The sequence below is a fragment of the Roseomonas sp. CAU 1739 genome (genome assembly GCF_039839775.1).
GTDB lineage: Bacteria > Pseudomonadota > Alphaproteobacteria > Acetobacterales > Acetobacteraceae > Neoroseomonas.
In genome coordinates this window covers 117,575-137,489 of sequence record NZ_JBDOQQ010000014.1, presented here as the reverse complement: position 1 = coordinate 137,489, position 19,915 = coordinate 117,575, and the positions used below count along the sequence as shown (strand labels likewise).

The 19,915-nt window shown below is 69.7% G+C and carries 24 protein-coding genes; 14 read left to right on the top strand and 10 right to left on the bottom strand.

What is annotated here, in order from left to right:
* Window positions 1-160 precede the first annotated feature (160 nt).
* Window positions 161-841, bottom strand: coding sequence for a TetR/AcrR family transcriptional regulator (locus tag AAFN86_RS21120; protein ID WP_347545532.1), 681 nt, complete (start codon window positions 839-841; stop codon window positions 161-163).
* A 176-nt stretch (window positions 842-1,017) separates the two neighbouring features.
* On the opposite strand from AAFN86_RS21120, the gene AAFN86_RS21115 reads away from it, so the two are divergent.
* Entirely contained in the window at window positions 1,018-1,872 is an 855-nt protein-coding gene (locus tag AAFN86_RS21115) for a TauD/TfdA family dioxygenase (protein ID WP_347545531.1), read from the top strand.
* A gap of 85 nt (window positions 1,873-1,957) precedes the next feature.
* Window positions 1,958-2,224 carry a hypothetical protein gene (locus tag AAFN86_RS21110; protein ID WP_347545530.1) on the top strand — a complete coding sequence of 89 codons (267 nt, stop codon included), beginning with the start codon at window positions 1,958-1,960 and terminating at the stop codon, window positions 2,222-2,224.
* Window positions 2,225-2,231: 7 nt separating this feature from the next.
* Here the strand turns inward: AAFN86_RS21110 and AAFN86_RS21105 are convergent, their stop codons facing one another.
* Both AAFN86_RS21105 and AAFN86_RS21100 read right to left on the bottom strand, forming a co-directional pair.
* Window positions 2,232-3,575, bottom strand: a complete 1,344-nt coding sequence (locus tag AAFN86_RS21105; RefSeq protein WP_347545529.1) for a glutamate--cysteine ligase — start codon at window positions 3,573-3,575, stop codon at window positions 2,232-2,234.
* A gap of 91 nt (window positions 3,576-3,666) precedes the next feature.
* Entirely contained in the window at window positions 3,667-4,392 is a 726-nt protein-coding gene (locus AAFN86_RS21100; RefSeq protein WP_347545528.1) for a 16S rRNA (uracil(1498)-N(3))-methyltransferase, read from the bottom strand.
* 29 nt (window positions 4,393-4,421) lie between these two features.
* On the opposite strand from AAFN86_RS21100, the gene ubiA reads away from it, so the two are divergent.
* Genes ubiA through AAFN86_RS21085 form a run of 3 tightly spaced genes read left to right on the top strand, consistent with a single transcriptional unit; the run spans window position 4,422 to window position 6,425 of the window.
* Window positions 4,422-5,321, top strand: coding sequence for a 4-hydroxybenzoate octaprenyltransferase (ubiA, locus tag AAFN86_RS21095; RefSeq protein ID WP_347545527.1), 900 nt, complete (start codon window positions 4,422-4,424; stop codon window positions 5,319-5,321).
* A complete protein-coding gene (locus tag AAFN86_RS21090; RefSeq protein ID WP_347545526.1) occupies window positions 5,318-5,959 on the top strand; it encodes a 50S ribosomal protein L11 methyltransferase in 642 nt (213 codons plus the stop codon). Before ubiA ends, AAFN86_RS21090 begins: the two co-directional genes overlap by 4 nt.
* A gap of 49 nt (window positions 5,960-6,008) precedes the next feature.
* Window positions 6,009-6,425 (top strand): type IV secretion protein Rhs, encoded by a 417-nt coding sequence (locus tag AAFN86_RS21085; protein WP_347545525.1) that lies wholly within the window; start codon window positions 6,009-6,011, stop codon window positions 6,423-6,425.
* A gap of 28 nt (window positions 6,426-6,453) precedes the next feature.
* Here AAFN86_RS21085 and AAFN86_RS21080 read toward each other — a convergent pair whose 3' ends face one another.
* The 5 genes from AAFN86_RS21080 to AAFN86_RS21060 all read right to left on the bottom strand — a co-directional run bounded on the left by AAFN86_RS21080 (window position 6,454) and on the right by AAFN86_RS21060 (window position 12,164).
* The gene (locus AAFN86_RS21080; protein WP_347545524.1) at window positions 6,454-7,623 is read right to left on the bottom strand and encodes a c-type cytochrome; all 1,170 of its coding nucleotides are present in this window, start codon (window positions 7,621-7,623) and stop codon (window positions 6,454-6,456) included.
* A 359-nt stretch (window positions 7,624-7,982) separates the two neighbouring features.
* Window positions 7,983-8,732 carry an SDR family oxidoreductase gene (locus AAFN86_RS21075; RefSeq protein ID WP_347545523.1) on the bottom strand — a complete coding sequence of 250 codons (750 nt, stop codon included), beginning with the start codon at window positions 8,730-8,732 and terminating at the stop codon, window positions 7,983-7,985.
* Window positions 8,733-8,932: 200 nt separating this feature from the next.
* Entirely contained in the window at window positions 8,933-10,468 is a 1,536-nt protein-coding gene (locus AAFN86_RS21070) for a DHA2 family efflux MFS transporter permease subunit (RefSeq protein WP_347545522.1), read from the bottom strand.
* Between the two features lie 83 nt (window positions 10,469-10,551).
* Window positions 10,552-11,658, bottom strand: coding sequence for an HlyD family secretion protein (locus tag AAFN86_RS21065; RefSeq protein ID WP_347545521.1), 1,107 nt, complete (start codon window positions 11,656-11,658; stop codon window positions 10,552-10,554).
* 11 nt (window positions 11,659-11,669) lie between these two features.
* Window positions 11,670-12,164 (bottom strand): MarR family transcriptional regulator, encoded by a 495-nt coding sequence (locus AAFN86_RS21060; protein ID WP_347545520.1) that lies wholly within the window; start codon window positions 12,162-12,164, stop codon window positions 11,670-11,672.
* 134 nt (window positions 12,165-12,298) lie between these two features.
* Here AAFN86_RS21060 and AAFN86_RS21055 point away from each other — a divergent pair, with 134 nt between their 5' ends.
* The 7 genes from AAFN86_RS21055 (at window position 12,299) to AAFN86_RS21025 (ending at window position 17,173) form a co-directional block, all read left to right on the top strand.
* Entirely contained in the window at window positions 12,299-13,309 is a 1,011-nt protein-coding gene (locus AAFN86_RS21055; protein WP_347545519.1) for a C-terminal binding protein, read from the top strand.
* A gap of 172 nt (window positions 13,310-13,481) precedes the next feature.
* Window positions 13,482-14,615: an acyl-CoA dehydrogenase family protein gene (locus tag AAFN86_RS21050; RefSeq protein ID WP_347545518.1), complete on the top strand. Its 1,134-nt coding sequence runs from the start codon at window positions 13,482-13,484 to the stop codon at window positions 14,613-14,615.
* A gap of 57 nt (window positions 14,616-14,672) precedes the next feature.
* Entirely contained in the window at window positions 14,673-15,425 is a 753-nt protein-coding gene (locus tag AAFN86_RS21045; RefSeq protein WP_347545517.1) for a helix-turn-helix domain-containing protein, read from the top strand.
* Complete coding sequence (locus tag AAFN86_RS21040) at window positions 15,422-15,895, top strand: VOC family protein (RefSeq protein ID WP_347545516.1); 474 nt, start codon at window positions 15,422-15,424, stop codon at window positions 15,893-15,895. The genes AAFN86_RS21045 and AAFN86_RS21040 overlap by 4 nt, the downstream gene beginning before the upstream one ends.
* Before the next feature lie 25 nt (window positions 15,896-15,920).
* Window positions 15,921-16,274 carry a DUF1428 domain-containing protein gene (locus tag AAFN86_RS21035; protein WP_347545515.1) on the top strand — a complete coding sequence of 118 codons (354 nt, stop codon included), beginning with the start codon at window positions 15,921-15,923 and terminating at the stop codon, window positions 16,272-16,274.
* A gap of 18 nt (window positions 16,275-16,292) precedes the next feature.
* The gene (locus AAFN86_RS21030) at window positions 16,293-16,715 is read left to right on the top strand and encodes a VOC family protein (RefSeq protein WP_347545514.1); all 423 of its coding nucleotides are present in this window, start codon (window positions 16,293-16,295) and stop codon (window positions 16,713-16,715) included.
* Window positions 16,715-17,173, top strand: a complete 459-nt coding sequence (locus tag AAFN86_RS21025) for an SRPBCC family protein (protein ID WP_347545513.1) — start codon at window positions 16,715-16,717, stop codon at window positions 17,171-17,173. Before AAFN86_RS21030 ends, AAFN86_RS21025 begins: the two co-directional genes overlap by 1 nt.
* Window positions 17,174-17,180: 7 nt before the next feature.
* On the opposite strand, the gene AAFN86_RS21020 is transcribed toward AAFN86_RS21025, so the two are convergent.
* On the bottom strand, window positions 17,181-17,549 hold the full coding sequence (locus AAFN86_RS21020; RefSeq protein WP_347545512.1) for an ArsC family reductase: 369 nt from the start codon (window positions 17,547-17,549) through the stop codon (window positions 17,181-17,183).
* 127 nt (window positions 17,550-17,676) lie between these two features.
* On the opposite strand from AAFN86_RS21020, the gene AAFN86_RS21015 reads away from it, so the two are divergent.
* Window positions 17,677-18,258: a dihydrofolate reductase family protein gene (locus AAFN86_RS21015; protein ID WP_347545511.1), complete on the top strand. Its 582-nt coding sequence runs from the start codon at window positions 17,677-17,679 to the stop codon at window positions 18,256-18,258.
* Window positions 18,259-18,263: 5 nt separating this feature from the next.
* On the top strand, window positions 18,264-18,923 hold the full coding sequence (locus AAFN86_RS21010; protein ID WP_347545510.1) for a glutathione S-transferase family protein: 660 nt from the start codon (window positions 18,264-18,266) through the stop codon (window positions 18,921-18,923).
* Window positions 18,924-19,440: 517 nt separating this feature from the next.
* Here AAFN86_RS21010 and ybaK read toward each other — a convergent pair.
* On the bottom strand, window positions 19,441-19,914 hold the full coding sequence (ybaK, locus tag AAFN86_RS21005) for a Cys-tRNA(Pro) deacylase (RefSeq protein ID WP_347545509.1): 474 nt from the start codon (window positions 19,912-19,914) through the stop codon (window positions 19,441-19,443).
* Between the last annotated feature and the right edge of the window lies 1 nt (window position 19,915).

Here is a 19,915-nt window from a genome sequence, read left to right as displayed (position 1 = left end):
GACGCGCCCACGCAACCGGGGGAACCCCAATGCCCGGCACCCAAAGATCGCATTCCAAAGGCCCGTTGGCCTTTGGTGGGGTGGTTTGGAGGGGCGACGCCCCTCCATCCTTTGGGCGCATGGACCTGCGCCCCTCCTCATGCGCCCGCCGCAGCCTGCCTCATCCCGGCCCGTAGGTCGCCGCGCCCTGCCCCGCCTCCGCCTCGATCAGCCGCAGCATCGCCTCGGCCAGCAGGCGCGGTGTTGCCGCGTCGTGGATGCCGAAGGGTCCGGGATCGACCAGCATCATGTTGTTCAGCGTGCCGAACAGGATCTGGAAGGCGAAGCGCACCGCGTCCGGCGCCGCCGGGGATGCCGTGGGGCCCAGCAGGCCAAGGATGACGGGCAGCGTCCGCTCGACCCGCAGGCGGCCCAATTCCCGCAACGGCGACCAGGCCCCGTCATCCACCCGCGCTTCGCGCAGGGACGCGCGGATCAGCCCTTCATGCCGGCGCCGCCAGCGCACTGAATTCTCCACCAGGCGCCCGAGGAAGTCGCGCAGCGACATCGCCGGCAGGTGGTCCGGCGGCAGTTGAGCCTCGATGTCGCGGGCCGCTTCGGTCACCACCACCTGCTGGACGGCGCGCAGGAAGGCCTCCTTGCTCTCGAAGCGCGCGTAGAAGGAGCCGGTGGCCACGCCGGCGGCGGCGCAGAGGTCGGCGATCGACAGCGCATCGAAGCTGCGGTCGCGCAGCAGCGCGAGGCCGGCCTCGATCAGGGCCAGCGCGGCGGCGCGGCTGCGGTCCTGCCGGGCGGGAAACACGCCCGGCAGGTTCAGCCCGTCGAGCACCGAGGCATCCATGGCGAAACTCCGGCTTGACTAGAATTAGAATTCTAGTTTTGTTTAAAGCAGATCGCGCCTGACTGGAATCAGGCAGGCGCGTCAGGATGCCCGCTGAAGCAAAATTCTGGGGTTGGTTTCGTGAGCATAGGCGAACGATTTCCGCGCCAGGCGAGGAACAACGGCAAGGAACCCCCATGCACAGCAATTCCGTCCGCGTCGAGCCCGTCTCCGGCCCCGTGGGGGCCGAGATTCTCGGCATCGACCTCGCCAGCGACCTGGCCGAGACCGATGTCGCCCTGATCCGCGACACGCTGTTCGACCGCGGCGTGGTGTTCTTCCGCGACCAGTCGATCACGCCGGACCAGCACATCGCCTTCGCCGAGCGCTTCGCGCCAATCAACGTCAACCGCTTCTTCGCCCATGCCGAAGGCTATCCGGCGATCGCCGAGGTGCGGAAGGAGCCGGAGCAGAAGAAGAACATCGGCGGCGGCTGGCACACCGACCACAGCTACGACCAGGTGCCGGCCATGGGGTCGATCCTGCTCGCGCGCGAATTGCCGCCGGTCGGCGGGGACACGTTGTTCGCCAGCATGTTCGCCGCCTATGACGCGCTGTCGGATGGGCTGAAGGCGACGCTCGAGGGCCTGCGCGCGGTGCATTCCAGCCGGCATGTCTTCGGCGCGGGCGCCAAGCGCCTGTCCGACCCGGCCGACGATCTCAAGGGCCGGCTGCGCAATGCGGACCAGGCGACGCAGGACGCGGTGCATCCCGTGGTGATCCGCCACCCCGGCAGCGGCCGCCGCGCATTGTATGTGAACCCCGGCTTCACCCTGCGGTTCGAGGGCTGGACGGACGACGAGAGCCGGTCACTGCTCGACTATCTGTACCGTCACGCCGCCAAGCCGGAATTCCAGTGCCGCTTCCGCTGGCGCGAAGGCTCCGTCGCCTTCTGGGACAACCGGGCGACCTGGCACTACGCGGTGAACGACTATCACGGCGAACGCCGCCTGCTGCATCGCATCACGCTGGAAGGCGCTGCACTGTCCTGAATGCAGCATCGCGGAAGGCTGAAGCCGTTCATCGTGCGGCGACGTCTTCCGCGCCAGGCTTCCCGGTGCTTTCCAGGAGGTCCCGATGATCCCCGTTCCGCCCGACGCCGCTCTCGATGAGCAGAAGCGCGAGGAGATCCGTCGCCAGGCGGAAGGCAGCGGCTTCGCGGATGGCACGGACATCGCGCTCGGCGTTGCGGAGGCGGCGTCGGATGGTGCGCTCGGCCTCGCCGCGCAGGCGGCCGGCGTCGTGGTCGATGCGACCGGCGCGGTGCTCGGCGCGACTGTCGAGGTAGCGAAGGTATCGCTCGACGTGATCGGCGGTATCCTCGGCGGGCTTGCCGACCTCTGACGCGGCGCTACACCGCCGCTTCGGCGAACACCTTCGACACGTCGCCACCCCACACCGTCGCACAGCGTTCCAGCCACCGATCCGCCTGAGTCTGGCCCGTCGCCACGATGGCGTCCACCGGGTCGAGGAAGGACGCCTCGCCCAACCCGCGCGCCACCAGCCCGCCGCGCGCGATCGCCATCACGTCGCGCGCCACGTCCAGCAGCGGCCGCCCGGCGATCGTCGCGGTCAGCCCTTCCTTCGGCACGGCCACGCGCAGCGCGCGCATCTCCTCGACCGACCAGCCCTTGGTCAGGGCGCGCGCGGCCTTCTGCGCCGCGTCGTCATAGATCAGCCCGACCCAGAAGGCCGGCAGCGCGTTCAGGAAGGCGGGCGCGCCGGCATCGGCGCCGCGCATTTCCAGGAACCGCTTCAGCCGCACATCGGTGAACACCGTGGTGACATGGTCGGCCCAGTCGCCCATCGTCGCGGTGTGGCCGCGCAGCTTCTCGGCACGGCCTTCCATGAAGGCGCGGAAGGACATGCCCGCCGCATCGATCCACTGCCCCTCGCGCATGATGAAATACATCGGCACGTTGAGCACCCAGTCGGCAAAGCGGTCGAAGCCGAAGCCGTCCTCGAAGGCGACAGCGGGGATGCCGGTGCGGTCGGGGTCGGTGTCGGTCCAGACCTTGCCGCGCAGCGTGCGATAGCCGTTGGGCTTGCCTTCCGTGAAAGGGGAATTGGCGAACAGCGCGGTCGCCAGCGGCTGCAATGCCAACGACACGCGCAGCTTCTCGACCATGTCGGCCTCGTCGCCGAAGTCGAGGTTCACCTGCACGGTGCAGGTCCGCAGCATCATGTCGAGGCCCATATGCCCGACGCGCGGCATGTATTCGCGCATGATCGCGTAGCGGCCCTTGGGCATCCACGGCATGTCCTCGCGCCTGGCCAGCGGATGAAAGCCGAGCGGCGCGAAGCCAAGGCCCAGCGGTGCGGCCACCGCGCGCACCTCCTCCAGATGGTTGGCGAGCTCGGCCGCGGCCTCATGCATCGTGGCCAGCGGCGCGCCGGACAATTCGAACTGCCCGCCGGGTTCAAGGCTGACCGAGGCATCGCCGCGCTTCAGCCCGATCGGGTTGCCGCGGTCCAGGATCGGTTCCCACCCGAACGCCATCAGCCCTTCGAGCATGGCGCGGATGCCACCCGGTTCGTAGGGCGGCGGGGCAAGGGTGTCGCGGCGGAAGCCGAATTTCTCGTGCTCCGTGCCGATGCGCCATTGGCTGCGCGGCTTGGACCCGGCGGCGAACCACCCGGCAAGCTGTCGCGCCGAACTGATCGGCGTGGGATCCGACTCGCCAGGATTAGACATGCAGCCCTTCCGTGGTCGCCGCAGGATGCGGCGCGTTCACTTGTCGCCGCAGGATGCGGCGCGATCCAATATCGCCGCAGGATGCGGCGCTTCAGGTGACGGCCCAGTCGCCCGCCAGTGCCTGCAGCACGGCAAGGCCCGCCACCGCCGCCGTCTCCGCCCGCAGGATGCGCGGGCCGAGAGCGACCGCGGTAACAAAGGGTCGCCGCGTCGCGTCGTCAAGTTCACCCCCCTCGAAGCCGCCTTCGGGACCGACCAGCCAGCCGCAAGGCAGCCTCAGACCGTGGGTGGCGTGGCCGATGGGCAACGCGCCGCGCCTTTCCGCGGCCACCAGCAGGGGGGCGCCGTCCCAGGCGTCCAGCGCCGCATGCAGCGGAACGGAGGCGTGGATGACCGGGATGGACAGACGTTCACTTTGTTCCGCGGCGCCGCGGGCGATGGTCGTCAGCCGCTCGACATTCACCCGGTCGACCACCGTCCGCCGGGTGGTGACCGGGTGGATGGCGGATACGCCAAGCTCGGTCGCCTTCTCCACCACCCAGTCGAGTGCATCGCGCTTCAGCACCGCGACCACCAGGCGCAGGTCTGGTTCGGATGCCGGGGCCCGCAAGCGTTCGCCGAGCCTGAAGGCGCAGCGATCCTTGCGCAGCGCCGCGATCGTCGCGGCGAACTCGCCGTCGCGTGGGTTGAACACCGCCACCGCATCGCCCGGCCCGCGCCGCAGCACGGTGCCGAGATGATGCGCCTGGGCCGGCGTGCCGGGGATTTCCGCCCCTTCGGACAGCGGGGCATCAAGGTAGCTTCGCGGGGTGGACATGCAGGGTCTCCGCAGCCTCTATACCGCGCGTGAATACCTATACCGATATCCGCGCCGGCGGCTGGGTGGCGCGCCTGCCCGAGGGCTGGCGTCCCTATGCGCTGCTGATGCGACTGGATCGCCCGATCGGGTCGTGGCTGCTGTTCTTGCCGGGGTTGTGGGCCTTCGCGATGGCCGCGCCGTCCTGGGGGCGGGGGTTGTGGCTGACGGCGCTGTTCGGGCTCGGCGCGGTGCTGATGCGCGGCGCCGGCTGTGTGGTGAACGATTTGTGGGACCGCGACCTGGATCGCCAGGTGGAACGCACGGCGGGGCGGCCGCTGGCGTCCGGGGCGGTGCGGCCCAGACAGGCGCTGGCCTTCCTGGTGGCCCTGCTGCTGGTGTCCTGCATGATCCTGCTGACGCTGCCGCCGGTTGCCATCCTGCTCGGCGTGTTGTCGCTAATGCCGATCGCGCTGTATCCGCTGGCCAAGCGTGTCACAGACTTTCCGCAGGCGATGCTGGGGCTGGTCTTTTCCTGGGCCGCGCCGACCGGATACGCGGCGGCGACGGGCGGATTGGATGCGCCCGCCTTCGCGCTGTGGGCGGCGGGGTTCTGCTGGATCCTCGGCTACGACACGATCTATGCGCATCAGGACCGCGAGGATGACGCGCTGGTCGGCATCCGATCCACCGCGCTGCATTTCGGCGAACGCACGCGGCCCTTCCTGGTCGGCTGCTACGCGGCGGCCGTGGTGCTCCTGGTGCTGGCGGGTCTGTTGGCCGGCCTGTCCTGGCTGTTCATCCCGGCGCTCCTGCTGCCGGCGGGGCTGCTGGCCCGGCAGGTCGTCGCGCTCGACATCCGCGACCCGGCGCTATGCCTGCGGCTGTTCAAGGCCAATCGCGATGTCGGCCTCGCGGTGGCGCTCGCCTTCCTGATCGGCCGGCTGTGAACCCCGAGGACTTCGTCCGCGCCCATACCACCATCGCCCGCGCGCCGCTGGTCCCGGAGATCGCGCTGCACCTCGCCACCGAGATCACGCCCATCTGGCAGGCAACGGAATCCTGGCTGGCCGAACGCAACATCGAACCGCCCTTCTGGGCCTTCGCCTGGCCTGGCGGGCAGGCGACGGCGCGGCTGCTGCTGGATGACCCGTCGCGCGTGGCCGGCAAGAGGGTGCTGGATTTCGCCGCGGGCTGCGGCATCGCCGCGATCGCCGCCGCCATGGCCGGCGCCGCGTCGGTCGAAGCCGCCGAGATCGATCCCCTCGCACTGGCCGCTGTGCGGGTGAATGCCGCGCTGAACGGCGTGGCCGTCGCGACGCCGGACGGCGACATCGTCGGCGCGCCCTGCCGCTGGGACGTCATCCTCGCCGGCGATGTCTGCTACGAGGCGCCGATGACCGCGCATATCCTGCCCTGGCTGCGCGGTCTCGCCGCCAGGGGGGCGGAGGTGTTGCTGGCCGATCCGGGCCGCGCCTACCTGCCGGCCGAGGGATTGCAGCCGCTGGTCCACCACGCCGTGGCAACGACGCTGGAACTGGAAGACCGCACACTGCGGAATGTGACGATCCACCGCCTGCTTCCGTGACGTCGGCGCAACATGCTATTCTGCCAGGGCTGCCAGGGAGGGCCGCCCCATGCGCCGCTTCGCCGTCGCACTCCTGCCTCTGCTGTTGTTGGCGGCGCCGGCCGCGGCGCAGCGCCAGAACATCTACGACGCCCAGGGCCGCTACCAGGGCTATACCGAGCGCAGCGGCGACCGCGTCACCCGCTATGACGGCCAGGGACGCTACCAGGGCTACACCGAACACAGCGGCGGGCGCGCCACCACCTATGACGCGCAGGGGCGCTACCAGGGTTACAGCGAGCGCAGCGGCGACCGCGTTACCCGCTACGATGGCCAGGGGCGCTACCAGGGCTACACGGAACGCAATGGGACGCGCAGCCAGAGCTATGATGGGTCGGGCCGCTACACCGGCACCACAGAACGCGGCCCGGGCGGGACGCGCAGCTATGACGGAACGGGGAAATTCAGCGGCAGCACATCGCGCTGACCGGCACGTCACCGTTTGAACAGGCGGGTCAGCGCGTCGCCCGTTCCAGGAACCGCAGCAGCGCCGCGAGGTCTTCGGCATTGCCGACGGTCTGCACCGGCATCTTCGTCCCCGGCGTCACCACATCCGGCCCGCGCGTGAACAGGTCCGCCACCGTCTCCGGCGTCCAGACGATGTCCCCCCGCGCCAACCGCGCCGAGTAGGCATACCCCGCCACGCTACCCATCCGGCGCCCGAACAGGCCGTGCAGCGTGGGCCCGGCCATGTTGCCGCCCTCGGCCGTCAGAGCATGGCAGGCGGCGCAGGCGCGGAAGACGCGCGCACCATGCGGGTCGAGGCCCTCGGCCGGGGCGGCCTGGTCCGCCTCCCCCACGGGGCCAATGGCCCGCCCGGCCACGGCATCCCAGCGCCGCACGCGCCGGTCCGCCCCGCCGGTCCACAGCGTGCGGCCATCGGCGTCGAAGATCGCCGACCAGACCGGCGTGCCGGGACCATCCAACGTGTGCAGCAAGCGCCCTGCCGGCAGGCCTAGCACCGCGACCGACCCACCCAGCGACGCCGCCGCCAGCAGCGTGCCCGGCGCATTCGCCGCCAGCGCGACCACCGGCCGCCCCAGCGACAGCACCTCCCGCACCGTCCCGTCGGCGGCGATCATCCGCACGACCCCATCCACGCCCGCCACCGCCAGCCCGCCATCCGGCAGGGGGGCCAGCGCCGTCTGCGGCAGGGCCAATTCGGCGATCACGGCATCCGGCCCCCAGGTCCGCACCGTGCCATCGAAGCCCGCGCTGACCAGCACGCCATCGGTGCGGAAGGCGACCGCATTGACGTTGCCGCGATGGCCCTCGAGCACCCGCACCGTCCCGTCCGCCGCCCAGACGCGCACCGTCCCGTCCCAGGCCGCCGAGGCGATCACGCCATCCCGCGCCGCCAATCCCGCCACCGGCCCGTCATGTCCCAGCAGGACACGTTGCGGCTCGCCTCCACCAGCCCAGACCGCGATGCGACCATCCTCGCCACCCGAGGCGAAGCGCCCGCCAGGCAATGCCGCCAGCGCATTGACCGCCCCGGCATGCCAGCGCACGACGGCGCGCGCGCGCCCGGTGGCGAGGTCCCAAAAGATGACGGATTGGTCGAAGCCCGCAGAAGCAAGCGTGCCCGGCGCGACCGCAAGCGCACGGACCGGGCCGCCATGCACTGCGGCGCGATCCTGTGCCAGTGCCGGAAGGGTTAGCGCCAGGAGGAGTGCGAGCCATTGGAGGGGCTTTGCCCCTCCAAGCCACCCCACCAAAGGCCAACGGGCCTTTGGAATGCGGGACTTTGGTGTTGGGCATGGAGGGTGTTCAGGGGCTTGGGGTCGTGCGCTGTGCCCGGCGCCAGGAGGATTTTTCGCTGGCGGGCGCAACGGGCGCTTCCCCGGGGTGAACGACAGCCCGGCCCGGTGCCAAGTGACGGTTTCCAAAGGGCCACCGCCCTTTGGTGGGGAGAGGTTCGGAGAGGGGCAAAGCCCCTCTCCGAGACGCCACATCGCGCGGATGGGGCAGCGCCCCTCCGGCATCACACGACGACCCCGCCGCTGACATGCAGCAGTTGCCCCGTGACATATGCCGCGCCCGGGGAGGCCAGGAACGCGATCCCCGCCGCCACATCATCCGGCGTGCCCAGCCGCTTCAGCGGGATCCGCGCTGCGATGGCATCCCACTGCGCCTGGGTCATCGCCGCATGCGCGCCGGGGTCCTTGCGCGTATAGCCGGGCACCACCGCATTCACCGTCACGTCCGGCGCCCATTCCAGTGCCAGCGCCTTGACCAGCGCCTCCACCGCCGCCTTCGCGGCGGCGGAGGCGGGGAAAGCGGTCACGTCGTTGCGGAACAGGTGCGCGACGAAGGATGACACGGCGACCAGCCGCGGGTCCCTGCCCTGCCGGAGGATCGGCCCGGCCTCACGCGCCAGACGCAGGAAGCCGAGTGCGATGGCGTCGTGGCTTTTCGCGAAGCCCGCATCGGTCAGGGCTGCGACGGGCGTGCGATCGGCGAAGCCGGCATTGGAGACCACCACATCCAGCCCACCGAGGAGCCCCGCAGCTTCCTGCACCGCGTGCTCCGGCGCACCGGCCTCGGACAGGTCGCAGAAGATCTCGTAGGCTTCGCCACCGCGGGCGCGGACGGCCTCGGCGGTGCGGGCCGAACCTTCGCGGTTGCCGCGGGTATGCACCGCGATCGCCACACCTGGCCCGGCCAGCGCCCGGCAGGCGGCGGCACCGATGCCGCTCGCCGCGCCGGTGACGAGGATATTGCGTTGGGCCATGCGTCGTCGCCTCCGATGAATCGTGCGCGAAGTTATAGCGGCAAGGCACGCCAAGGGCCGAGGGGCGCACACATCCCGGTTCCGGCACCAAATCCTCGCGGTCCAGGGGCCCGCTGGCCCCTGGTGGGGTGGTTTGGAGGGGCAAAGCCCCTCCATCCTTCCGCTGTGAACCAGCTCCGATGGGGCGACGCCCCTCCAGCTCAATCCATCGCCGCATGCGCCGGATCGGCGGCCGACAGCCTGCCTGGCCGCCGCATCATCAGCACGAGCAGCGCGGTCGGCACGCAGAGCAGCATCAGAAGGTGGAAATCATTGGTGTAGGCCATGATCTGCGCCTGCCGCGTCACCTCGGCATTCAGCAGCGCCGCGCCGGTCGGCGTCGCCGGGTTCCAGAACTGCGCCACGCCGGACCATTGCAGCATGCGGTTCAGCGGGCTGATCAGCGAACCGATCTCGGCATGCAGCACCTGCGTGTCGTGTTCCAGCACCGCGACCGTCACCGAGATGCCGATGGCGCTGCCGATGTTGCGCATCAGGCTGGTCAGGCCCGTGCCGTCGGTGCGCAGGTCTGGCGACAGGGTCGCGAAGGCAATGACCTGCAGCGGGATGAAGACGAAGCCGAGGCCGAAGCCCTGCATCGCCGTGGTGAACATCAGGTGATGTGCGTTGAGGTCGGGGGTCCAGCCCGTCATGTCCCACAGCGTCCAGCCGATCACCGAGACACCGAACATCATCAGCAGGCGCGGATCGACACGGTCGGCCAGGCGCCCGGCCACCAGCATCGCCGCCATGGTGCCGACGCCGCGCGGTGCCAGCACCAGCCCCGCATCGAATACCGGATAGCCGCCAAGCGTCTGGAGATACGGGGCGAGCAGTGCCGAGGTGGAGAACAGGATTACGCCGACGACGAACATCATCAGGAAGCCCGAGAGGAAGTTGCGGTCCTTGAAGATGCGCGGCGGGATGAAGGGCCGTTCGGCCGTCAGCAGGTGCACCATGAACAGCCACAGGCCGAGCGCGGCGATGCCGGCCTCGATGATGATCTCGGTCGAGGTGAACCAATCCTCCCGCTGCCCGCGGTCGAGCATCAGCTGCAGGGCGCCGATGCCGATGCTGAGCGCGGTGAAGCCGAACCAGTCGAAGCGCCGCCCGCTGCCGGGCCGGTCATCGGCGAGGAACGCCCACAGCCCGGCGAAGGCGAAGATGCCGAAGGGCAGGTTCACGTAGAACACCCAGCGCCAATTGTAGGTCTCGGTCAGCCAGCCGCCGAGGGTGGGGCCGAGGATCGGGCCGAGCATCACGCCCATGCCCCAGACCGCCATCGCCGAACCACGCTGCGCCGGCGGGTAGATGTCGAGCATGGTCGCCTGCGACAGCGGGACGAGTGCGGCGCCGAACGCGCCCTGCAACAGGCGGAACAGCACCATCTGTTCGAGCGACTGCGCCGCGCCGCACAGCACCGAGGCGGCGGTGAAGCCGGCCACCGAGATCAGGAAGATGCGCTTGCGCCCATAGCGCGCGGCGAGCGCGCCAACCGGGGAGGTGAGGATCGCCGCGGCGACGATGTAGGAGGTGAGCACCCAGGTCACCTGGTCGGCGGTCGCTGACAGCCCGCCCTGCATGTAGGGCAGCGCGACATTGGCGATGGTGCCGTCCAGCGCCTGCATGAGCGTCGCCGCCATGGCGCAGACGGTGATCAGCGCGCGGTTCGGGACCGCATTTTCGGTGTCGGACATGACACGCCTCGATCCTTGTCCCGGCCTGTGCCGCGGGGCTCGAACCGAGCCGCCGGCCAGTGCCGGGACGTCGTGAAAGCCTCTCAGAACAGGTCGGACAGAGAGCGCCGGTGGCCGGTGTCGATGGTGGCGACGACGGACATGCCGGCGCGCAGCGGCGGTGCGGCCGCTTCGGCATCCACCTGCACGCGCACTGGAATGCGCTGCACCACCTTCACCCAGTTGCCGCTGGTGTTCTGCGCCGGCAGCACCGAGAACTGCGCGCCCGTCGCCGGGCTGATCGAGGCGACGGCGCCATGCCAGGTCCGGCCCGGATAGGCATCGACGGTGAAGGTCACCGCATCGCCCGGCCGCACATGGGTCAGGTCAGTCTCCTTCGGGTTCACCTCGATCCAGGTGTTGCGCGACCCCACCAGGCCGAGCGCGGGCGTGGCGGCGGCGAGGTAGAGGCCAGGCTGCACCGCCTCGACGCGGGTGACGGTGCCGTCGAAGGGCGCGCGCACGGTGCTGTTGGCGAGTTGGCGACGGGCCTCGTCCAGCGCGGCCTGGGCTTGCTGCACCTCCGGCTGGCTTTGCACGGGCTGGTCGGGATCGCCGCCGAGCCGCGCCTGCTGCACCACCGCCTGCTGGCGCAGGCTGGCGAGTTGCTGTTCCGCCTGCTGGAGGTGGAAACGCGTATCGTCGTAGGAGGCGCGCGAGACCGCGCTGGTGCTGACCAGTGACTGGGCGCGTTCGAACTGCGCCTGGGCAAGTCGCACCGCGGCTTCCTGCGCAGCGATATCGCGCTGCATGCGCGTCAGGTCGGCGCGCATCGCCTCGATGGTCAGCGTCGCCTGGCGCAGCCGCGCCTCGGCGCCGGCCACCGCGATCGCGAAGGGCTGCTGGTCAAGCCGGTAGAGTACCTCGCCGGCCTGCACCGCCTGGCCTTCATGCACCGGCACGTCGCGCACGATGCCGGCGACGTCGGTCGAGACCAGCACGAGGTCGGCATGCACATAGGCGTTGTCGGAGGAGACGTAGCGCCCGCCCGACAGCCAGCCCCAGCCGGCAGCACCGATGGCGGCGACGACGCCCGCGGCCATCAGCGCGTGGCGCAGCCGCCGGCGGCGCTGGGCGGGGTCGCGCGGGGGGCTCGCCTCGCTCGCGCGATCCAACGCGCGAGGCGCTTCGTTCAGGGGACCTTCAGGCATGACAGGCTTCCTCAGGCAGCCTCATCCGGGACACGGTCGCCGGAGAGCAGCTGCGACTTCATGGTGATCAGGGCCTCGACCAGGTGATGGACCGCGTCGCGGTCGAGGCCGGCCGTGACGGTGTCATGGAGTTCGGTGCGATAGGCTTCGATGCGCGTCAGGATCGGCGCCGCCGCATCGGTCAAGTGCAGGCGCCAGACGCGCCGGTCGGTCGGGTCCGGCCGGCGTTCGACCAGGCCGCGCGCCTGCAGGCGGTCGATCAGCCGGGCGACGGTGATCGGTTCGACCTCCAGCACATCCGCCAGTTCCTTCTGGCTCAGCCCGCCCGCACGTTCGAGGCGGGCGAGGATGACCCATTGGGCGCGGGTCATCCCGTCCTCCCGCGCGCGGCGGTCGGCGTGGATGCGGGCGAGGCGGCCGACATCGGAGAGCAGGAAGAGCAGGTCGCGGTCGAGGGCGCGTGGCATGGCGAGGCTTATAATAAGCAGCGTTATGATCAGCTTCAATAGCAATTCGGCTGACGGTCCCAGCGAGCGCCGGGCGCCCGCCGAGGACGGCGATCGGCCCGGGCGGACCGGGTTGCGCGGGCCCGCCCACCGCCGCATCCTCCTCGCATCAAGAATTCCTTGGGGGGAATGGCGTGACGCTGACTGTTGTCGAGCCTGAAGGGCTCTATCCCGACACCGCGCTCGAACAGCGGATCATGGGACCGTCCGTCCGCATCCTGCAGGGGCCGTGCAAGACCTCCCTCGCCGAACTGCCCGATGAGATCTGCCAGCAGGTCGAGGGGCTGATGACGCTGCGCATGGCGGTGCCGGCCGACCAGATCGCGCGCTTCCCGAAGCTGAAGGTCATCGTGCGGATGGGCGTGGGTTATGACCGCGTCGATCGCGTCGCGGCTGCCGCACGCGGCATCAAGGTCTGCAACGTGCCGGACTACGGCACGCAGGAAGTCGCTGAATTCGCCGTGCTGATGGCGCTCGCGCTGCGCCGCGGCCTCACGATGTACCATGACACCCAGCGCGGCCCGAACCCGGCCCCCTGGGCGGTGATGCGCAGCCCGGCGGTGCGCCGGCAGGAGGTGCAGACCTTCGGAATCCTCGGCCTCGGGCGCATCGGCACGGCGGCGGCGCTGCGCGCCAAGGCGCTCGGCTATCGCGTGGTGTTCTACGATCCGGCGCTGCCCAACGGGGCCGACCGCGCGATCGGCGTCACGCGCTGCCGCACGATGGATGAGATGCTCGCCCAGGCGGATGTCCTGTCCATCCATTGCCCGCTGACGCGGCGCACGCGTGGCATGGTGGGCGAGCGCGAGCTGCGCCTGCTGCCGCAGAACGCCGTGGTGATCAACACGGCGCGCGGGCCGATCCTCGACATCGACGCGCTGGAACAGGTGCTGAAGGAAGGCCACATCGCCGCCGCCGGCCTCGATGTGATTCCGGATGAGCCGCCCGGCAATGACATCCCGTCCCTGCTGCGCGCCTACCGCGACCGCGAGGATTGGCTGACCGGGCGCCTGATCATTTGCCCGCATATCGCCTTCCACACGCCCGAGGCGTGGGACGACATACGGCTGAAGGGTGCTGAGACGATGCGCGACGTGCTGGTCGAAGGGCTGGAGACCAACGTCATCCCGCCCGAGAGCGATTAGCGATGCCCCTGGCGTCGGCGCGCGCAGCCGGGTTTCGCGCTTGCTGCCGGTCCGCCTGGCTGGCGCGCGCGCCCGGCATTGCCGCCCTGCGCGTCGCTGACGGCCCGGGTGCGGCGGTGCCATGCGTTGCGGGCCTGATGCACGACGCCGGGCCCGCGACGACGGTGATGGCGTGATCCGCGACGCGGCGACGCAGGCGGCCCGTCTCGACGCCGCGCGCAGCCTGGTCGAGGACATCCTGATCCCCGCCGAGGCGCGGATGGATGCCGAGGACCGCATGCCCGAGCACGCTCGCGCCGCGCTGCGCGCGCATGGGCTGTTCGGCATCTCGATCCCTGAGGCGCAGGGCGGCCTCGGCCTGACGATGGAGGAGGAGGCCGGGCTGATGCTCGTCCTCGGCCGCACGGCGCCGGCCTATCGGGCGGTCTATGCTCTGAACAGCGGCGGCGCGGCGCAGATCCTGCTCCGCGCCGGTACGGATGTGCAGAAGGATCGCTGGCTGCCGGGCCTCGCATGCGGCGACCTGGTCGCCTGCTTCTGCCTGTCGGAGGCCGAGGCCGGGTCGGATGCCGCATCGCTGCAGACGACGGCGCTGCGGGCCGGTGACGGCTGGCGCATCGCCGGCCGCAAGCGGTGGGTGACCAACGCGCCAGAGGCCGGCATGCTGATGGTCATGGCGCGCAGCGGTGGTCCGGGCGCGCGCGGCATCTCCGCCTTCGCGATCGATCCCGCCACGCCGGGCATCGAGGTCCTGCCCGCCCAGGCCAAGATGGGCATGCGCGGCGCGCAGGTCGCCGACATCGTCTTCCATGACGTGGTGGTGCCAGGTGGTGCGCTGGTCGGTGCGGAAGGCGAAGGGCTGAAGCTCGCTCTGGCGGGGCTGGACAAGGTGCGGCTGCATCTCGCCGCGCTGTCTGCGGGACTGATGGAACGGCTGATCGACGAGGGACGCCGGCATGCGCTGGCGCGCCGGCAATTCGGCAAGCCGCTTGCCGAACAGCCCGCCATTGGCGCGCTGCTGGCCGATAGCGTGGCGGAGGCGCTGGCGGCGCGCTGCATGGCGCTCGAACTCGCCCGCGCGCGCGATGACGGCACGCTGCGCCCGGCCGATGCCGCCGCAGCCAAGCTGTTCGCCACCGAAGCCCTCGGCCGCGTCGCCGACCGCGTGCTGCAGGTCCATGGCGGCGAAGGCTACATGGTGGGCAGCGCCGTCGAGCGACTGTACCGCGACGTGCGGCTGTTGCGCATCCTGGACGGCACCTCCGAAATCCAGCGCATGGTGGTGGCACGCGGCCTAATGGGGTGACGTTCGGGCGGTGGTCCGACGGTTTCTTGATCCGTCAGACCGCGCGCGCCGCACCTTGTGCTGTCGCGCCGGCGGCAACAGGCGGCAGCATCACGACCCGCAAGCGGGGCCGTCACATTTCCGTGGCTGGCGCGACCGAGGTTGCGACCATACCGACTGGTTGGTATGGTTCCGGCAATGGAAGAAGCGCAACCCCGCCGCGGCGATACACGGACACGCCTGCTCGATGCGGCGATGACCGTGATCCGCACCCGGGGCTATGTCGGCACCACGGTCGATGAACTCTGCGCCGCCGCGGGCGTGACCAAGGGGGCCTTCTTCCACCACTTCCACAGCAAGGAAGACCTGGCGCTCGCCGCCGCGGTGCATTTCAACGCCTGGCTCGAGGCGCTCTTCGCGCGCTCAGGCTGGCGCGACCACGCCGACCCGCTCGACCGCGTGATCGCCTACATCGATGTCCGGACCGCGATCCTGCGCGGGGATCTGCCGCGCTTCACCTGCCTGCTCGGCATGATGGTGCAGGAAACCTACGCCACCAATCCGGCAATCCGCGCGGCGTGCGAGGCCGGTATCCGGGCCCATGCCGAGCCCCTCGAAGCGGATATCGCTGCAGCGATGACGATGCGCGGCATCACCGGCTTCACCGCCGCAAGCCTGGCCACGCATGTCATGGCGGTGATCCAGGGTGCGTTCGTGCTCGCCAAGGCGGCGGGCGGCGCGCCGCCCGCCATCGACAGCCTGCGGCATCTGCGCCGCTACGTTGCAATGCTGTTCGCAGCCCCCCACCGACAGGACGAGAACGCCGCATGACGCAGATCGCCACCAGCCTCTGGTTCGCCACCGAGGCCGAGGACGCCGCGCGCTTCTACTGTGCCACCATCCCCGGGGCGAAGCTCGGCGAAATCATCCGCATCCCGCCAGGCGGACCCGGCCCGTCCGGCGGCGTTCTGCTGGTGGAATTCTCGCTGAACGGCACACCGATGCTGGCGATGAACGGCAATCCGGGCGAGGCCTTCACCAATGCGGTCTCGCTCTCCGCACTCTGCGCCAACCAGGATGAACTGGACCGGGTGTGGGATGCGCTGCTGGTCGGCGGCCAGGCGCAAGCCTGCGGCTGGCTGAAGGATCGCTATGGCGTGGCCTGGCAGCTGGTGCCCGAGGCCCTGCCGCGGCTGATGAAGGCCGGCAACGAAGCGCAGCGCGGCCGCGTTATCGCCGCGCTGATGCAGATGGTGAAGATCGACGCCGCCACGCTGGAGGCCGCGTTCAACGCAACCTGACGGGAACAGGAACAGGAGAACGTCCATGACCTATGTCGATGGCTTCGTGCTGGCCGTGCCGAATGCGAAGAAGGATGCCTACCGCGCGCATGCCGAGAAATCTGCCGTGATGCTGAAGGAGCACGGCATGCTCTCGATGATCGAATGCTGGGGTGACGACGTGCCGGAGGGCAAGCTCACCTCCTTCCGCATGGCGGTGAAGCAGGAGGAGGACGAGACCGTCGTCTTCTCCTGGATGACCTGGCCGTCGAAGGAAGCGCGCGACGAGGGCTGGAAGAAGATCATGGCCGATCCGCGCATGAAGATGGAGCCCGGCGACGTGCCCTTCGACGGCAAGCGGATGATCTACGGCGGCTTCAGCGTGCTTGTTCAGGCCTGAGGAGCGGAGGAACGACCCATGCCCATCACCCCCTATCTTTTCTACGAAGGTCGCGCCGAGGAGGCGATCGAGTTCTACAAGAAGGCACTCGGCGCCGAGACCGTCATGCTGATGCGCAACAGCGATTCACCCGAACCGCCGCCGCCCGGCATGATGCCGCCGGGCTCCGAGAAGAAGATCATGCATGCCGAGATCCGCATCGGCGCCGAATCACTGATGCTGTCGGACGGGCATTGCGCGGGGGCGGCAAAATTCGCCGGCTTCGGTGTCTCCCTGCCCGCGCGCGATGCCGCCGAGGCGGCACGGCATTTCGCCGGGCTGTCGGATGGCGGCGCGGTGCGCATGCCGCTCGGCAAGACCTTCTTCAGCCCGGCCTTCGGCATGGTCGAGGACCGCTTCGGCGTGCTGTGGATGGTGGCCGTGCCGATGGAGGGCGCGTGATGGACCCCGCGCTCGACCTGCTGATCGAACGCGAGATCGACGCCGCGCCGGGTAAGCTCTTCGCGTGCTGGACGCAGCCGACGCTGATGGAACGGTGGTTCTGCCCGGTGCCCTGGAAGATGACCGACATCGACCTCGACCTGCGGCCGGGTGGGCATTTCCGCGGCGTCATCCGCGGCCCGAACGGGGAGGAGATGCCCAATGCAGGCTGCTATCTTGAGGTCGTGCCCGATCGACGGCTGGTCTGGACCGATGCGTTGACGGGCGGCTATCGCCCCTCGGGCGGCGGCTTCATGACGGGGATCATCACCTTCGACCCGATCCCCGGCGGGACGCGGTATCGCGGCCTTGTCATGCATGCCGATGCGGAAGCGCGCGCCAAGCATGAGGCGATGGGCTTCCATGACGGCTGGGGCAAGGCGGCCGACCAGTTGGCCGCCCTTGCCCGCACGCTGTAGCCGCCGGTCAGTCGCGCGGCACCTGGCCCAGCGCGGCGGCGTAGTCCGCCGCGTCGAAACCGACGACCAGCCGGTCGCCGAGTGCCAGCACGGGCCGCTTGATCATCGAGGGCTGCGCCTCCATCAGCGCCAGCGCGCTGGTTTCGGTGAGGCCTTCCTTCCGCGCATCGGGCAGCTTGCGGAACGTGGTTCCGCTGCGGTTCAGCAGCTTCTGCCACCCCACCTTGCCGGCCCAGGCCTTCAGCGTCGCGCCGTCGATCCCCTTCGCCTTGTAGTCGTGGAAGTCGTGCGCGATGCCGTGGCTCTCAAGCCAGGCGCGCGCCTTCTTCATCGTGTCGCAGTTCTTGATGCCGTGGATGGTGATCGGCGTCGGCACGGGCGGGACCTCCGGTGATTCGCCGCCCGAGGCTACGACGATTTAGCGCGCAGGGCTTCATGACGATGACGGGGTCGCGCCCGCAACCAGCAAACACCGCACCGCCCACAGCGGAGGAGAGCATCCGATGGCCGAACTGGTCTTTACCGTCTTCACCAGCCTTGATGGCTATATCGAGAAGCCCGGCGGCGTGTTCGCGCCGCCCCCCTGGTCGGACGAGGTCGAGCGCGAATGGTCGAACCGCGCGCTGTCGCGCGCGAAGCACCTGCTCTATGGCCGGGTGAACTTCCAGTTCAACAAGGGCTTCTGGGGTCCGGCCGCGACCGATCCGAGCTCCGTCGCCGCCTCCATCTCCTATGCCGGGAAGATGAACGCGCTGCCCAAGACGGTGCTGTCGCGGACCCTGACGGGCGATCCCGGCTGGAATGGCCGCATTGCCGGTCCTGACATCGCCGCTGAGGTCGCGCGGCTGAAGCGGGACGTCACGGGCGGCGACATCTTCGCCTTCAGCGGCGCGGGCCTGGCGCAGGCGCTGTTCTCGGCCGACCTCGTGGATGAATTCTGGCTGATGCTGACGCCGCAATTCTTCGGCGACGGCAAGCGGCTGTTCCGCGAGGGCCGCCCCGAAGCCGCCATGACGCTGGTGGAATGCCAGCGCCTCGATGTCGGCTCGGTGATCCTGCGCTACCGCCGCGCGACGGGGGGCTGACGGCCATGGCGCTCGCCCTCTACGCCCACCCCTTCGCTGCCTTCTGCCAGAAGGTGCTGGTCGCGCTGTATGAGAACGCGACGCCTTTCGCGTTCCGCCACATCGACCTCGGCAGGGCTGAGGATCGCGACGCGCTGATCGCGCTCTGGCCCTTCCGCAAATTCCCGGTGCTGGTGGACGGTGATGCGACGATCGTGGAATCCAGCATCGTTATCGAACACCTCGACCGCCATCATCCGGGGCCGGTGCGCTTCATTCCCGCCGATGCGGATGCGGCGGCCGAGGTGCGGCTGCTCGACCGCGTCTTCGACAATTACGTGCTGGTGCCGATGCAGAAGGTGGCGACCGATCCGCTGCGGCCGGCGGGCGGGCGCGACCCGGTCGGCGTCGAGCACGCACGCGCGACGCTGCAGACCGCCTATGCCTGGCTGGAACAGCGTCTGGCAGGCCGGCGCTGGGCGACGGGGGACGCCTTCACCCTTGCGGATTGCGCCGCAGCACCCGGGTTGCTCTACGCCGACTGGTCGGAACCGATCCCCGAGACCTGCCCGGCACTGCGCGCCTATCGCGCGCGGCTGCTGGCGCGGCCGTCCTATGCGCGCGTGCTGGATGAGGCGCGGCCGTATCGGCACCTGTTTCCGCTTGGAGATCCAGGGCGGGATTGAGCCCCGCATCATCCGCCATCGGGAAGACTTCGACCTCCCGATACTCCTCGGCACGCCAGGCCAACGCGAGGTCGCGCATGGTGAAGCGGATGGGCTCGATGGCCCGCGAGGGCGGATGCGCGGGGCCGTCTCGACGTGATGCGGCGAAAGATGAAGGCGCTCCCGCCTGGTCGGGTGCCACAACAGGCCGGCAAAATCGGACAGGATGCTTTCCCGCGCCCGCGGCATCCGCGCTGCTGCCTCCGCATCCGGCCGGATGCAGAAGCACAGCGGCCAGGATTGCTTCTTTGTCAGCCCAGGACGATCGAGGACGCCTTGCACGTGCGTGACCTTGCACGTGTCTATCCCTCTCGCATCGCAAGCTTGAACAAATCAGGAACTTCATTCAAGGCCTGCGAAACGCGTTGACTGCCGTCTATCGGGGGCTCAGGCATCGGGACACTTGGCAGGGAGGCGCGATCGGGACTTGTCGTAGCGGCGCGAAACCGGCGCTGACGACGATCGCGGCGCATGGCGCCTATGCCACCAGCGGCGCCACCACCGCCTTCAGCAGCACCACGGCATCGCGCGGATTCATCCGCACCTGCAATCCGCGCTGCCCGCCATTCATGAACACCAGTTCGTGCGTGAGCGCCTGTTCCTCGATCGCCGTGCGCACCGGCCGCGCCTGGCCGAAGGGGCTGATGCCGCCGACCTTGTAGCCGGTGACGCGCTCCGCCTCGGCCGGCTTCATCATCGCCGCGGACTTGCCGCCGAAGGCCGCCGCCAGGCGCTTCATCGACACCTCATGGTCGGACGGCACGATGACGCAGGCCGGCTTGCCATCCACCAGCGCCATCAGCGTCTTGAGCACCCGCGCCGGGGATTCGCCCAGCGCCTCCGCCGCCTGCAGGCCGATGCTGTCGGCATACGGATCGTAGTCGTAGCCATGGACCGTGAAGGTCGCGCCCGCCTTGGCCAGCGCCGTCGTCGCACGCGTCGCTTTCGACATG

Bases quoted from the DNA above. Each gene is read 5' to 3' on its own strand.
- AAFN86_RS21120 (WP_347545532.1), bottom strand. From the start codon at position 841: ATGGATGCCTCGGTGCTCGACGGGCTGAACCTGCCGGGCGTGTTTCCC.
- AAFN86_RS21115 (WP_347545531.1), top strand. From the start codon at position 1,018: ATGCACAGCAATTCCGTCCGCGTCGAGCCCGTCTCCGGCCCCGTGGGG.
- AAFN86_RS21110 (WP_347545530.1), top strand. From the start codon at position 1,958: ATGATCCCCGTTCCGCCCGACGCCGCTCTCGATGAGCAGAAGCGCGAG.
- AAFN86_RS21105 (WP_347545529.1), bottom strand. From the start codon at position 3,575: ATGTCTAATCCTGGCGAGTCGGATCCCACGCCGATCAGTTCGGCGCGA.
- AAFN86_RS21100 (WP_347545528.1), bottom strand. From the start codon at position 4,392: ATGTCCACCCCGCGAAGCTACCTTGATGCCCCGCTGTCCGAAGGGGCG.
- AAFN86_RS21085 (WP_347545525.1), top strand. From the start codon at position 6,009: ATGCGCCGCTTCGCCGTCGCACTCCTGCCTCTGCTGTTGTTGGCGGCG.
- AAFN86_RS21075 (WP_347545523.1), bottom strand. From the start codon at position 8,732: ATGGCCCAACGCAATATCCTCGTCACCGGCGCGGCGAGCGGCATCGGT.
- AAFN86_RS21070 (WP_347545522.1), bottom strand. From the start codon at position 10,468: ATGTCCGACACCGAAAATGCGGTCCCGAACCGCGCGCTGATCACCGTC.
- AAFN86_RS21065 (WP_347545521.1), bottom strand. From the start codon at position 11,658: ATGCCTGAAGGTCCCCTGAACGAAGCGCCTCGCGCGTTGGATCGCGCG.
- AAFN86_RS21040 (WP_347545516.1), top strand. From the start codon at position 15,422: ATGACGCAGATCGCCACCAGCCTCTGGTTCGCCACCGAGGCCGAGGAC.
- AAFN86_RS21035 (WP_347545515.1), top strand. From the start codon at position 15,921: ATGACCTATGTCGATGGCTTCGTGCTGGCCGTGCCGAATGCGAAGAAG.
- AAFN86_RS21030 (WP_347545514.1), top strand. From the start codon at position 16,293: ATGCCCATCACCCCCTATCTTTTCTACGAAGGTCGCGCCGAGGAGGCG.
- AAFN86_RS21025 (WP_347545513.1), top strand. From the start codon at position 16,715: ATGGACCCCGCGCTCGACCTGCTGATCGAACGCGAGATCGACGCCGCG.
- AAFN86_RS21015 (WP_347545511.1), top strand. From the start codon at position 17,677: ATGGCCGAACTGGTCTTTACCGTCTTCACCAGCCTTGATGGCTATATC.
- AAFN86_RS21010 (WP_347545510.1), top strand. From the start codon at position 18,264: ATGGCGCTCGCCCTCTACGCCCACCCCTTCGCTGCCTTCTGCCAGAAG.
- ybaK (WP_347545509.1), bottom strand. From the start codon at position 19,914: ATGTCGAAAGCGACGCGTGCGACGACGGCGCTGGCCAAGGCGGGCGCG.